The 14472-nt window shown below is 37.7% G+C and carries 14 protein-coding genes; 5 read left to right on the forward strand and 9 right to left on the reverse strand.

The features are described from left to right. Window positions 1–58 precede the first annotated feature (58 nt). The 5 genes from BM415_RS20385 to BM415_RS20405 all read right to left on the reverse strand — a co-directional run bounded on the left by BM415_RS20385 (window position 59) and on the right by BM415_RS20405 (window position 6140). Window positions 59–1396 carry a glucose-6-phosphate isomerase gene (locus BM415_RS20385; protein ID WP_031538331.1) on the reverse strand — a complete coding sequence of 446 codons (1338 nt, stop codon included), beginning with the start codon at window positions 1394–1396 and terminating at the stop codon, window positions 59–61. 240 nt (window positions 1397–1636) lie between these two features. Continuing rightward, window positions 1637–2128 (reverse strand): hypothetical protein, encoded by a 492-nt coding sequence (locus BM415_RS20390; protein WP_031538332.1) that lies wholly within the window; start codon window positions 2126–2128, stop codon window positions 1637–1639. A 346-nt stretch (window positions 2129–2474) separates the two neighbouring features. Further along, window positions 2475–3368, reverse strand: a complete 894-nt coding sequence (gene gnd, locus BM415_RS20395; protein ID WP_031538333.1) for a phosphogluconate dehydrogenase (NAD(+)-dependent, decarboxylating) — start codon at window positions 3366–3368, stop codon at window positions 2475–2477. 198 nt (window positions 3369–3566) lie between these two features. Further along, window positions 3567–5039, reverse strand: coding sequence for a glucose-6-phosphate dehydrogenase (zwf, locus tag BM415_RS20400; RefSeq protein WP_072526551.1), 1473 nt, complete (start codon window positions 5037–5039; stop codon window positions 3567–3569). A 735-nt stretch (window positions 5040–5774) separates the two neighbouring features. Further along, a complete protein-coding gene (locus BM415_RS20405; RefSeq protein WP_091160983.1) occupies window positions 5775–6140 on the reverse strand; it encodes a winged helix-turn-helix transcriptional regulator in 366 nt (121 codons plus the stop codon). 203 nt (window positions 6141–6343) lie between these two features. Between BM415_RS20405 and hxlA the strand changes: the two genes are divergently transcribed. The 4 genes from hxlA (at window position 6344) to BM415_RS20430 (ending at window position 10170) form a co-directional block, all read left to right on the forward strand. Further along, window positions 6344–6976: a 3-hexulose-6-phosphate synthase gene (gene hxlA / locus BM415_RS20410; protein WP_031538336.1), complete on the forward strand. Its 633-nt coding sequence runs from the start codon at window positions 6344–6346 to the stop codon at window positions 6974–6976. Window positions 6977–6984: 8 nt separating this feature from the next. Continuing rightward, complete coding sequence (hxlB, locus tag BM415_RS20415; protein ID WP_031538337.1) at window positions 6985–7542, forward strand: 6-phospho-3-hexuloisomerase; 558 nt, start codon at window positions 6985–6987, stop codon at window positions 7540–7542. A gap of 358 nt (window positions 7543–7900) precedes the next feature. Continuing rightward, complete coding sequence (locus BM415_RS20420) at window positions 7901–8887, forward strand: Gfo/Idh/MocA family protein (RefSeq protein ID WP_072526549.1); 987 nt, start codon at window positions 7901–7903, stop codon at window positions 8885–8887. A gap of 506 nt (window positions 8888–9393) precedes the next feature. Continuing rightward, entirely contained in the window at window positions 9394–10170 is a 777-nt protein-coding gene (locus BM415_RS20430) for a LytR/AlgR family response regulator transcription factor (RefSeq protein ID WP_079180142.1), read from the forward strand. Here BM415_RS20430 and BM415_RS20435 read toward each other — a convergent pair. Beyond that, window positions 10167–10577: a hypothetical protein gene (locus tag BM415_RS20435; protein ID WP_090727736.1), complete on the reverse strand. Its 411-nt coding sequence runs from the start codon at window positions 10575–10577 to the stop codon at window positions 10167–10169. The genes BM415_RS20430 and BM415_RS20435 overlap by 4 nt on opposite strands. Before the next feature lie 916 nt (window positions 10578–11493). Then, window positions 11494–11832: a hypothetical protein gene (locus BM415_RS20440; protein WP_090727739.1), complete on the reverse strand. Its 339-nt coding sequence runs from the start codon at window positions 11830–11832 to the stop codon at window positions 11494–11496. Between the two features lie 545 nt (window positions 11833–12377). Here BM415_RS20440 and BM415_RS20445 point away from each other — a divergent pair. After that, complete coding sequence (locus BM415_RS20445; RefSeq protein WP_170862574.1) at window positions 12378–13388, forward strand: HD-GYP domain-containing protein; 1011 nt, start codon at window positions 12378–12380, stop codon at window positions 13386–13388. Window positions 13389–13409: 21 nt separating this feature from the next. Here the strand turns inward: BM415_RS20445 and BM415_RS25700 are convergent, their stop codons facing one another. Then, window positions 13410–14093, reverse strand: a complete 684-nt coding sequence (locus BM415_RS25700; RefSeq protein WP_244533619.1) for a restriction endonuclease — start codon at window positions 14091–14093, stop codon at window positions 13410–13412. 13 nt (window positions 14094–14106) lie between these two features. After that, complete coding sequence (locus tag BM415_RS20455) at window positions 14107–14442, reverse strand: hypothetical protein (RefSeq protein ID WP_090727743.1); 336 nt, start codon at window positions 14440–14442, stop codon at window positions 14107–14109. Window positions 14443–14472: the final 30 nt, after the last annotated feature.

The following is a 14472-nucleotide window of genomic DNA, read 5'->3' on the forward strand; positions in this document are numbered from 1 at the left end:
AACTTTTTATGGTTTTTGGTAACAATCTTTTTATTAATACAAAACCAATCAGATATAATTATTTTGATAAACGCTCCATGAGAGTAGCTTTTTCTGCTTCAAAACCAGGTTTGTCAAGTAAAGCAAACATATTCTTCTTGTATGCTTCGACTCCAGGCTGGTCAAATGGGTTAACTCCTAATAGATGGCCACTAATCCCACATGCCTTCTCAAAAAAGTAAACCATCTCACCGTAAGTGTATTCATTCATTTCATCCAGTTCAATCACGAGATTAGGTACTTCTCCATCTATATGGGCCATAAGGGTACCCTGAAATGCACTTTTGTTGACTTCATCCATCGTCTTACCTGCCAGGAAGTTTAATCCATCAATATTTTCTGGATCCTCCTGAATAGTCACTTCAATTCGAGGTTTCTTAATCTGTAAAACCGTTTCTAAAAGGTTTCGTCGACCTTCTTGTACATATTGCCCCATGGAATGCAAATCCGTTGAAAAATCAACGGAAGCAGGGAATAGCCCCTTTTGATCTTTTCCTTCACTTTCCCCAAACAGCTGCTTCCACCATTCCGATACGTAGTGAAGGGAGGGCTCATAGTTAACAAGCACTTCAATTGCTTTTCCCTTATTGTAGAGTACATTTCGGACCGCAGCATACTGATAGCTCTCATTTGTCAATAAATCAGGATTGTTGTATTTACGGGCTGCTGCTGCTGCCCCTTCCATCATATGATCAATATCAAGTCCTGCTACGGCAATTGGTAAGAGACCAACTGCTGTTAGCACAGAATACCTTCCACCAACATCATCCGGAATAACGAACGTTTCATATCCTTCTTCGTCCGCAAGCTTTTTTAATGCGCCTTTTTTCTGATCTGTAGTAGCAAAAATACGTTTTCTCGCCTCTTCTTTTCCGTATTTTTTCTCCATATAGTCACGGAAAATACGGAAAGCAAGGGCTGGCTCTGTCGTTGTTCCTGATTTAGAAATGACGTTAACAGAGATATCTTTCCCCTCTAATAGTTCAAATAAATGAGATATATAAGTAGAACTGATATTCTGACCGGCAAAATAAACATGTGTCTTATTGTTCATCTGGTTATGAAAGCTATGGGACAGAGATTCTATAGCCGATCTTGCCCCCAGGTACGAACCACCAATACCAATTACAACCATTGCGTCTGAATGTTTCTTGATTCTTTCAGCAGCTTGTTTAATTCTTTCAAATTCACTCTTATCATAGTTTAGTGGCAAATCGACCCAACCAAGATAATCAGAGCCGGGGCCTGTTTTTTCATGTAGCATTTTATGAGCCACTTTTACAAATTCACTTAGATTATCTACTTCACTCTTTTTCATAAATGCTAATGCATTGGAGTAATCAAACGAAATAGTCATACATTACTTCCCCTTTCAATCAAATTTAGCTTAGCTGCTTCAATCGGAGATCCTTCTCCGTAAAAAAGATCTCTCGGCATAGTAAAACGTTTCATGTTAGTGCATTCTCCTTTTCTACAGTATATAAGGGAAGTTTTTAAAAACACATTTAAACTCCCCCTTTTCAATTTTGAAAAATCCTTAGTGGGACCGTGTAATTATCAATAGCGTACATTAAAAGATAGTTAGTATTAAGAAAACTCAATGGTCCCTCTCTACATCGGCACTTAGTATGTCTTCTGTTTTGATTTCAAGTAATATTTCCAAGAATCTTATCGTTCCTAATACTTTTCGAGTGTCTCCCTCATTTTGAACATTCTCCATTTTCTTTTGTTGGATCAGTTCACTTATTACTTGCTTGAAAGCATTGGTTTTTATAAGCCATTCTCCAACCAGTAGCTTAGTTGAGTCTCTCTCGTGTTCGGTTTTGACAGCAAATAAACTTTCGGTATCTGTCTCTCTTAACGTGATTGAATTAAAATCTTCGCTCATTTGAATCCGAAAATAATTCCTTTCACTATCATAATATTTTCCGTCCCTTAGAAGAAAATACTCTATCCCTAATACTATTTCATAAAAGGGCTCATTATCTGATGGAGAATGGAGTTCTTTTACTTCGATATTCTTCACCATGTCTAAATAGGTTTCTAAACCATATTGTGTGTTAATGATTTTTGCATCCAATACGTTCATGATGTCACACCTCAATATTGTTTTATTTTTTTGGCTCTGTTAAACTTGTCTGTTGGCTCCAGGTGCTCGCTTTCCGCGGGCGAGCCGGGAGCCTCCTCGGCGCTGTGCGGCTGCGGGGTCTCCCTTGTCCTGTTTTTCCCACAGGACGTTGAATCATCATCCGTGAATAGGCACCGCACGAGAAAATGTGAATGCATTTTCGAGGAGTCTCGCTCCTTCCGCTTCAATCAACATAGTTAGCACTATCAACGACTTAAGTAAATCTACCAATTTTTGGGATATACCAAACTAAAAATCCAATGAATTTCCGGCTCATTTTAACGAAAGACATATACAGCAGATGACTTTATGATTTTTCCACAGCATGTCCGCCAAATTCATTACGAAGGGAAGCTACCACTTTACCTGTAAATGTATCATTGTCTAATGAACGGTAACGCATTAGTAAAGACATAGCGATAACAGGGGTAGCTGTTTGAAGATCCAAAGCGGTTTCAACTGTCCATTTCCCTTCCCCAGAAGAATGCATAATGCCCTTAATTTCATCTAATTTTGCATCTTTAGAAAATGCGCGTTCTGTCAATTCCATGAGCCATGAGCGGATGACAGAACCGTTATTCCACACCCGTGCCACTTTTTCATAGTCAAAATCGAAATCGCTTTTTTCCAGGACTTCGAATCCTTCACCAATGGCGGCCATCATTCCGTATTCTATTCCATTGTGGACCATTTTTAAGAAGTGGCCACTACCAGATTTCCCAGCATATAAATACCCATTATCTACAGCTGTATCTCTAAAAATCGGCTCGACAATGCTCCATGCTTCAGGATCTCCACCAATCATATAACAAGCACCATAGCGAGCACCTTCCATCCCCCCAGAAGTACCGGCATCCATAAAGCTCACTCCAACTTTCTTCAACTGTTCGTAACGACGAATGGATTCCTTATAATGCGAATTACCAGCTTCAATGACGATATCTCCTTCACTTAGAAATGGTGTGATTTCACTAATAACTGAATCAACGACGGAGTGTGGGACCATTATCCAAACAACTCGTGGCTTTTCTAATGATTGAACAAGATCTTGTAAACTGGATGCTCCTTCAACTCCGTATTTTTTAATTTCTTCAATAGTATTTGTATTTAGATCAAACGCCATTACACGGTGTTTATTGTCAATTAAGTTTTTTCCTAAGTTCATACCCATTTTCCCTAATCCAATTAATCCTACTTTCACTTGAGTTTCCTCCTTTAAATTACAAAAAATAGCCTGTATTATTATGCTACCCATTTGTTGTTCTTCATGGTCTCCTTATGGAACCATAAGGATTCAACAAATACTTTAAGTTCCTTGGGTAAATCGCGTAACAATTATCTGTCAAATCCAACCTCGGTTTGCTCTCTTCATACCAATAGCCTTCCAGGGAGGTGCGGATTAAACTCCCCCCCTAGTTTCCCACCATTTAAAACCATCCTCCTCCAATAATTGCGAAGCAGCTTGTGGCCCCATCGAACCGGCTTGATATAGGTGGAGTGGAAGGGCATTTTCCTCAAACGCCTCTAAAACGGGCTGTACCCATTTCCAAGATAATTCAACTTCGTCCCAATGAGCAAAGAAGGTAGAGTCCCCACGCAGAGCATCGAATATTAAGAGTTCATAAGCTTCTGGTATGTCTCTTGTACTTGCTGAGAAGTCAACAATTATCGGCTCCAAATTTCCATTTGTTAAATTTTTGCTATTTAATTGCATCGACACACCCTCATTTGGACTTACTTTGATAACTAATAGATTGGGTTCTGCAAATTGATTCTCGTTAGTATACACATTTTTCGTTGGATTCTTGAATTCAATCACAATCCGCGTCGACTTTTCCTTCATTCTTTTTCCTGTCCGGATATAAAATGGCACCCCATCCCAGAATGAACTATCAATCCATAAACGAGCAGCCACAAATGTATCGTTTGTGGAAGAAGCATTCACTCCAGGTTCTTCTAAATATCCGACTACAGGTTTACCCTTTATTTCCCCCGGTCCATATTGACCACGAACAACGTGGATACCTACAGTATCTTTCTGTACAGGCCGAAGAGAGTCCATAACTTTTCTTTTCACTGTACGGATATCGTTCGTGCTCATCTGTTTTGGCTGATGCATGGCCGTCATCATCAACAGCTGCATCATATGATTTTGGACCATATCACGAATAGCCCCTGCTTTTTCATAATAACTAGCTCTCTCTTCTACACCAACCGTTTCACTAGCCGTTATTTGCACATTGGCAATATACCGATTGTTCCATAGTGATTGCAGCACAGGGTTGGCAAATTCTAAAGCTTCAAGGTTTTGAACCATCGGTTTTCCAAGATAATGGTCAATCCTGAAAATTTCGTCTTCTTCAAAAGCTTTGCTTAGTTTTTCATTTAAATCTTGAGCAGATTTTAAATCACGCCCAAATGGTTTTTCGATCATTAATCGTTTCCATCCTTTTGTCGAGCCTAATCCACTCTCCTTGATGTTCAAAGCAATTACATCAAAGAATTCAGGAGCAACAGAAAGATAAAACATTCGATTCTCTTCAATACTCTGGTCTTTTTCATTTTGTTGAACGACTTCAACTAACTTCTTATACCCTTCAGCATTCGTGAAATCTAACTGGCAATAACGAAATGCCTTTACAAACTCTTGTTTTTCGGATTTATCATTTATCAAGTGTCTAGAAAAAGTGTATAGCGAGTCTGTTACATGGTTTTGAAAATCAACATCAGACATTTCGTCTATTCCTACACCAATGATCAAAAAAGAATCTGGTAATTTTTGATTCAAATATAAATTAAACAAGGCAGGGTAGATTTTTCGCTTAGCTAAATCCCCAGTTGCCCCAAATAAGACAAACGTCATAGAATCCACTTTTCATTCCTCCACTTTTTCAAAGCATTTTCAAATAGAAAAATGTCTGATTTTCTTCGTTTCCCCTACAAAACAACAAGGATTTTCGCTATTGCGTTATCCTACTTTTGGATGTAAGTTTCGTTTATTTCTCCCAGCTTGTCCGGTAATAATGATATCTCTTAATTGAGAATGTCCACATTTTGGACAGGTTTCATTATTTATGGTGATGATTAGACATCTTTCACAAACTTTTCGCTGCTTAGTTTTGAACCTTTCCATGCGGATCTCTCCTTTCGTAAAAAGCAACAACATGTATAAATTATTAAATGAAGTTTCACTTCATCTCACCATGCTTGTAGCAGTATTCCCTTAAGGTTTGGTAGTATTCTTTAAGCTCGCTATTACTTGAGCAAAATCAGTATATTACGTATGTTATACTTTTGAAAGTACGCACTTTATTAACATATAGATACATTTGTATAACATAGTGTTAAAAATAATACTATAAACTTGAATCCAATACCAAGAGTGAAAAGCCGAGGACAGCGATTATACAAGATTCGCTGCCCTTGGCTTTTTAGTAACTGATTCTTTTATTAAATGTTGTGTTTAAATGTTGTGTTTTTTCAACCTTTTAAATACGTAGAGATATAAAAAAACACGGACAGCATCTTTATTAAGATAGCTAACCGTGGTTTGTTAGTATATGAACTTTTTTACACTTTTTCGAACCCCTAGGAGAAACTCTTTTTTCTACTGAATAGACGATTTGTTTTCTGTTTCTTTTTCCAATACATTCTCAATATAATCTTTACCCCGGTCATACATAGCATCCAGAATAGGCATCAGACTTCTTCCATACTCAGTGAGTGAGTATTCAACTTTTGGTGGAACGACAGGATAGACTTCACGATGAACAATCAAATGGTCTTCAAGTTCGCGCAATTGATTAACAAGCATTCTTTGAGTGATACCCGGCATGAGGGCCTTTAGTTCACCAAAACGTTTGGTTCCTTCTTTTCCTAGATGCCACAATACCAACATTTTCCATTTTCCACCAATAATCGAAAGAGTCAATTCTTTTTCACAATTAAACACTTTTTCCCCAAGATTCGGCATTCATTTCACCTCCAACCCTTATTATGTCCAATAGTATACTTTTTGTTACTATATGATAAAAAAGTGCATACTTTTAATTTAGTAACATACCCAGTATACTGAGTATCATACCGTTAGTAAATAGCTATCAATTGGATACAATAACACTGTGCAAAAGAAAGCTATACGGCACAATATACTATTATATAAGGAGCGAGTAATAAATGAAATTACAATTAGCATTAGATCTTGTAGATATTCCAGGAGCCATTGAATTGGTGAAAGAAGTAGAAAATCATATAGATGTTGTAGAAATCGGCACGCCGGTTGTGATTAATGAAGGCCTTAAAGCAGTAAAGGAAGTGAAAGCTGCCTTCCCTAACTTAACTGTATTAGCTGACCTTAAAATCATGGATGCAGCTGGATATGAAGTTAGCCAAGCATCTGCAGCAGGCGCTGACATCATCACCATTCTTGGTACAGCTGAAGACGAGTCCATTAAAGGTGCTGTAGAAGAAGCAAAAAAACAAGGTAAACAAATCCTTGCTGATATGATCGCAGTTAAAGACATTGAAGGTCGTGCGAAAGAACTGGATGAACTAGGAGTAGATTATATCTGCGTTCACACAGGTTATGACCTTCAAGCTGTAGGAAAAAATTCTTTCGAAGACCTTGCAACCATTAAGAGCGTTGTAAAAAATGCGAAAACTGCTATTGCAGGCGGAATCAAATTAGAAACACTTCCAGATGTGATTAAAGTACAACCAGATCTTGTCATCGTAGGTGGCGGTATCACAAGCAAAGACGATAAAAAAGCAGTTGCAGCTAAAATGCAAGAATTAATTAAACAAGGTTAATTATAACTATGAAAACTACTCAATATTTAGCTGAAGTCGTTCAAGAATTAAGTCGGACAGTCGACTTAATCTCTGACGAAGAAGCAGAGAAGTTGGTTAATAAGATTCTGGAATCCAAAAAAATCTTTGTTGCAGGTGCGGGCAGATCTGGATTTATGGGCAAATCTTTCGTGATGAGAATGATGCACATGGGGATCGATGCTTATGTAGTCGGTGAAACTGTAACAGCAAATTTAGAAAAAGGTGATTTGTTGATCATCGGTTCAGGTTCAGGTGAAACGAAAACCTTGGTTTCAATCGCTGAAAAAGCAAAAAGTTTAGGTGGGACGGTCGCAGCTGTAACGATTTCCCCTGACTCCACGATTGGAAAATTAGCTGATATTATCATTAAATTGCCTGGATCACCGAAAGATCAATCTGAAAGTGAATATAAGACCATACAACCAATGGGGTCACTTTTTGAGCAAACGATGTTATTATTTTATGATGCATTGATCTTGCGTTTTATGGAAAAAAAAGGCTTAGACTCTACTAAAATGTACGGCAAACATGCCAATCTCGAATAGAGTACACTTTAAAAAATATGGAAACATCGTAAAGACCGCATTTATTTCTTTTATGAATTGCGGTCTTTACTGCATATTACAAATAACACAGTCCATACAGGAAAGAAAAAATAGCCTCTGATTCAGTCCCTTCTATGGCCGGATCAGAGATCATTATTGGGTGGGGCACAGCCAAGAATTTAGCCATCACTCACAGTATGAGCCCTATTTGGGTTATCACCAATATTTCACTGGTAGGCCCCATGTCTATATAAGTTTTTTTATGGGAAAATAAAATCCTATTGGCGATGAAAAACGCTTCATAAGTGTAGTAAACAAAACTCTTCGTTTTATAAAACAAAGGAATGAGGTTGAATAAATGGTTCGATTCGGCGTAATCGGTACTAATTGGATTACAGAAAGATTACTTGAAGCAGCAAATGATGTAGAAGATTTTAAACTAACTGCTGTTTATTCTCGCACGATTAGTAGAGCAGAAGAATTTGCAAGTAAATATGGAGTAACAAAAATATTTACAAACCTAAAAGAAATGGCAGTTAGTCAAGAAATTGACGCGGTGTACATTGCTACTCCCAATTCATATCACGCAGAACAAGCTATTTTATTTTTGCAAAATGGCAAACATGTGTTATGTGAAAAGCCACTGGCTGTTAATGCAACCGAAGTAGCGAGGATGATTCAAGCCGCAAAAGATCATAACGCCCTATTAATGGAAGCAATGAAATCAACATTACTTCCAAACTTCAAGGTCATTCAAGATAATTTACATAAAATTGGTCCTATCCGTAGATACTTTGCAAGCTATTGTCAGTATTCATCTCGTTATGATAAATACAAAGAAGGAATTGTCCTTAATGCCTTCAATCCAGAGTTTGCGAACGGTTCATTAATGGACCTTGGTGTCTATTGTTTGTATCCACTTATTACATTATTTGGTGAACCAAAAGAAGTGAAGGCAACTGGCATTATGCTTGATTCGGGTGTGGATGGTGAAGGTAGCGTCATCTTAAAATATGATGATAAAGATGCGATTGTGATGTATTCCAAAATAACGAACTCTTATTTACCAAGCGAAATTCAAGGCGAAAAAGGAAGTATCATGATTGATAAGATTCATACGGCTGAAAAAGTAGAAATTCACTACACTGACGGCACGGTTGAACAATTAACAGTCGACCAATCTCATCCAGCTATGTATTACGAAGTGAAAGAATTTATTGAATTAATCAACCGAGGAAAAACAGAGTCTGATACTAACTCATATAAAAATTCATACACCACGATACAAGTGTTGGATAAAGTGAGAGATGAAATAGGTCTTGTATATCAAAGTGATCATAAGTGAAAAAACACAAAAACCCCTACAGCGACTTGTATTATTCTCTTGAGAAATTACGAATCTGGCCTGTTTGTCGAAGAATAAAAGAAATCGTTTTAGAACTTACCTAAACTATTTTGCATCCATTCTTTTTTATAAGAGCATTATAGCATTTTCTACCCGGCTAACAAATTTTAAAGGACTTTTGCTTATTATGCAAAGGTTCAATGCTCATTTTTTAAGATGTGTTTCTTCTTTAATTTGTGATTTAGTTTAAGTATTCCTTAATAGGAGTAGCGACAATGACACTACCCCTATTAGGATCCTACCAACAACCGCACTTTTCTGACCCCACCCTACCCTACAGAGTAAAAAGGGTTGTAAATGTAAAAAAAATCCATGCTATGACCCTTTTTTACAAGTACCTCGGTCGTACCCCAATTCAAGGAGCTGGACTTTTGGTTAAATATCACAGGATGTTATAATGACGAGACAGAAAATAACCAAGTCTAAAAAGGTAAGGAGGGACATTAGTGGAACAACAAAGATATAAGGTTATCATTGCAGAAGACGATATGCATCAGCTGTCTTTGTTGAAAATGTATGCTATAGAGTTAGATTTAGTGATTATATCAACGGTTTCCTCCGGTGTGCGGCTGGTTGATGAAGTTAAATTGCATAGGCCTGATATTGTCCTATTAGATATCGGCCTTAAAAAGAAAGATGGAATATCCGCATTTAAGGAAATACTTGAGGCCGGCATACGTCCTCAAATAATTTTTGTTACTGGTTCGTTAAACCCTCAACATATACTTACCGGTTACGAATTTGAATCAGTGGATTACCTCACGAAGCCGATTAGGAAAGACCGATTTAAAAGAGCAATTATTAAAGCTAAGGAAGTAATTCATTCTCGAAAGCTCTTAAATGCGGTTGTTGAACTAGAGAACACGAATTGGATTATATTAAAGGCGAATTATCGCGATCATGAAATTGCGGAAAATCAGATTGTTTTTGTGGAGAAGGATAAGATGGCCCGGAACAGATGCATAGTTAACCTGAAGAGTGGAGAGCAGCTAGAAACAACCACTCAACTTAAAGAAATTAAGGAGATGTGCTCGAATCTTACTTACTCTCACAGGAGTTACTTGGTTAATCCACTTTACATCACATCAATCCAACCGGATGGGTTGCTTCAAAAGAGTTATATTATCTCTTTGGAACATACCAACAAAAAAGTTCCCCTGACTAAGAAGAATTATCTCGAAGCAAGTCATGTCTTTTCAAAAATCCGGACGCAGCATACCTAACGACGACGATGATTTACTTGTTGTCTAAACTTCATTTTTGCTTTGAAATTTCCTTTATTATTCATTTCATATGTAATGATGATGCTTCCATAGTCAATTGGTGTGAATGACGTAATTTGCTCTTCAATCATCATTAGAAAAGTAATTAAGTGGCTTCGCTTCATTCCACAACCGTGGGGTTGTTGGATTGGTGTTCCTAGCATTACTTCAATTTCGTGATAGTGGATGGCGAGTTCTCCATCCCTAACGAAAAATTCCATGGTTCCCTCCCGCTCCTTTGAAAGAAGGTTTGGAAAATAGTCCGAAATGATGCAGAGCTTTATTTGATCATATAAGTTCACATTATTTCTAGGAACGAAACCGTCGTTACCACCGTTTTCGTCATTTGCGTTTTTTGTTGTATCCATGGAACTAACACCTTTCGTTCAGTTAATCCTAAAGAACTAACCGTATTTATTTTATATGCGACAAATATACCAGTATATTGAACCCTCTGAAAGAGGATTTGATTGAAATGGTTGAATTTCTGTCTGAAATGACCAAGATTATCCAATGGATAAATATTCATGTTTTTGGTAAATTGTTTCTGGAGATGGCAGCTATCTTTGTTGATTTGTTGCAAAATAAGCGATTAATATAGAAACATTGAACCGCGATGTCGAAAGATATATGAAGACAAACGGGAGGGTAGTTACCTCCTTTCGTCTATAATTAGAGTAATTGAGAAAATCAAGTTCTAATTATGTGATTCAGACGCATGGCTAACTTTCTGTCCTCAAACAAAACTCTGATATTCGTTATACACCTTTTACCTTGAACTTTCTCTAGCCAGTAGATTACTTCATAGCGTCACATAGAACTGTCACGGATCTAAATGGGACGATATCATGGAAGTAAGGGCAGGCCTGCGAGCTTTTTGACACTATCATGCCTTCATCTAGCTTACGTTTACCATCCACCTGTCGCCAGACATCCTCCATTTACAAAATAAAGGAATTCGGTTTAGGGGATTCCTTATCAGATATACTAATCAGCGGTTTTCGTCCTTTATCTTTGTGGATGTGATAATAGCCAAGCTATCCCCCCTATAACACAAAAAACGCTTTTCCAAGTGGGAAAAGCGTTCTTCGCTTATTAAGTATTTGATTACGCTTATTATAGCTTAATACTTGGTATTTCGTAAATAATTTGCAATCTAATTTTCAGAAGTTAAAATTTCTTGAGTTGTCCAAAAAATGCTATCCCTCATTGCTGTATAAATCAAATATATAACTCTTAATCACAATAATCAGCTATTAAAGCACAAGCCATCCTCTTAAAGTTCTAAACTAGACTATGAAAAAAATCAACGAAGTACGGAATAACATTATATCCTATAAGAAGAACAATCAAGGTAGAAAGGAACTTAGTAAGTTTGCCCTTTTGGGTAGCATCAGTTATAGTGGCCATGCGGAATAAAACAACAATGAAACAACCTATGCTTGCAGTATAAAAAAACACGGGATGAAAGAAAGCTCCCAGTACATAATCCAATATAGACATTGATTGTATATCGGTCATAGAGACAAAGGTAGGTAATTGTCTTACTTCAAAGGCTTCCATACATAGTTTAACAAAAAGTATAATACACAACAGCTCAATTACTTTCTTTATATGTTTCATGCTGCTATCCTCCTAAATATGTACTGATCCTAATTTATCAATCTTTAATCGTTTTACACTCCATTCCCGGAATCCACCTAACAATCGTTTAGTGTATTTACGTACTCACCTCCTCTGGTCTGCACTTTTCAGTCGTCGCTAACTCAATTATTGGTGTAGAGAACCCAACTCATCATTATTAGCTTAAGATCAATGGATCTATACAACAATTTAATTCGTAACAACACTCACTTCTTTTATGTCGGCTCTTCACTCATATAATAGGATAGGCGAGAATATTGTAAGGGGGAGTTTGCCATAATTAAGTATAATACTTCTCAAGATATGTGTTAAGTTTACTAGGGGGATAATTCTAGAATATAGATTCTCAATCCTTGTGCCTTCTGCTATAATGTAAATTAATTAAATATTTATAAACGTGGAAGCACCACGGTAGGCCAACACAGCCTACTGTGGTGTTTTTTGGTTTAAGCACTAGTTTTTTACCGCTGTGAGCCGTTTTGTAGTGTGAGAGAATTTCATGAGAGGAGAAAATGAAGAATAACATGGCTATTCGAATCAAATTCGCAACCATATTTGGCTTAATGGCGACACTTGTTCTCCTAGTATCAAGATTTTTATTTCATAACTTAAGTGGTGACTTTATGGACGGTGCGTGGTTCATAAATGTTGCAGCTGAGATTACGTTGCTGATTTCATTCTTTATCGTGCTTACAATTATCAACTATCTTAGTGCCGGTCCTATTCTGAAGCCACTCTTAAATGTTATTGAGCATGTTGGGTCGTTCGCTAAAAATAAACTCGAATCAGAGATGAATAAAGATGAATTCGGTTTGTTGGAACTCAGTGTTGCGGGAATTGCAGAAACAATTCAAAAGCAGGATAATGAAATTCACAAAATCAACTTAGAACTCAGCCAGCGTAATGCGGACCTGGAATTGCTCATTACAGCAACGATCGCTTCATTGTCAAAGGCTGTAAACGCTCGAGACCCTTACACGGCATCTCACTCCGAAAATGTAAAACGATATGCAAGTGCTGTGGCCAAAAAGTTACAGTTGGACGCAGATCAAATATACAATATCGAAATAGGTGCATTGCTTCACGATATAGGAAAAATCGGTGTGCCGGAGAATGTGCTGATGAAAGCTGGAAAACTCACTGATGCTGAGTTCGATGCTATTAAGAAACATCCGGAGTACGGATTCCATATTGTCAGCGAAATTGCTGAACTAAAATGTCGTGGAGTAGACGAAATTGTGTTATATCACCATGAACGGGTTGACGGTAAGGGGTATCCTCGGGGATTAAAGGGAGATGCCATCCCCTTAAATGCAAAGATTATTTCCGTATGTGATGCTTTCGATGCCATGACAACAAGCCGATCATATAGGCCTGCACTTGATACTGAAACTGCAATTGTTCAACTCAAGAAGCATGCAGGAAAGCAATTTGACGACATGATTGTGTTAACCTTGATTGAGTGTCTTCAGGAAAACCCTGGATTGCTAAATAAAAATCAAACGAATGAAGAAAAAAGACTCGTGAGCCTCTAGGCCCAGCGAGTCTTTTACTTACTAATCCGTAACGGTACGGTTATGTTTATTCATATTGATCTTGGAAAGTTCACTGATCAAACGGTCCCTATCCCACAGCTGCACATTATTAACTCGAGCTAATTCCTTTGCTGGTTCAGTGTAGTATGAGTTGGTTACGACCCACGCATCAGTCGCCTGATAAAAGGCCTTGGAAGCAACTACTTCTTGTACAGCAGAGTTAGAGATTTTGTTTCGTACTCTCTTTGCTTGAACAACAACTCTTACTCCATCGATATTCAGGATGACATCAGCGCCTTGATCGCGGGACTTCTTCGTCTTTTTAGCAGAATAGCCAAGCAAACGAAAAAACAATACTAGGAATTCTTCAAACTGATCACCTGTCATCTGGTCAATGGCACGGATATCGGAACGTTTAATTCGTTGCATCTTCCGGTGATATGGAATTGCTTTGAATAACACAATTATGATAATAGTGAAGGCGACAACTAATAATCCCCAAGACTTAATCCAACTAAAGACGGTTTGGATCCAAAAAGCAGCAACTTCAAAATTTATGTTGATATGTTGTACTAAAGGCTGATTGTTAGAATTATCAGTATTCCGATTCATAACTGTAATGATTATCATGAGTGTAAATAATAGAATAACAATCTTAAACAGGTTGCTGAAGACTCGTTTGGCTTTGCGACGTATACGCCACATGGCTATCCCCCGATCAATTAACGTTTAACTTAGGTCTTTTATGCGAGTATAGTTTCGATAAATCCTTTTCCGTCATACCTAGATCTGATAGTGCTTGGTTAGCAGCAAAGACGTGGACCTTGCTATTGATAGTGGAATGGTAATAATTTGAGCTTACTTTGGAGCGCAGTCGCAGCGGTATGCTGTCGCTTAGAGCTGCTTTGCACATCAGATGCATCTCAGCGAGGAGCACCGCAGCTTCTGTTTGCGTTTCATTCAGCCAAAGAATATGCTCCCGGTCGATATCCATGTCGCATGTCTTGATTAAGTCATTGACGATTGGGTATTGTGAAAAATCAACACCACACATATGCAGTCACCTTCCCGAAATACGAATAGT

It is taken from the genome of Paenibacillus sp. 453mf (assembly GCF_900116105.1).
GTDB classification, from domain to species: domain Bacteria; phylum Bacillota; class Bacilli; order Paenibacillales; family Paenibacillaceae; genus Paenibacillus; species Paenibacillus provencensis.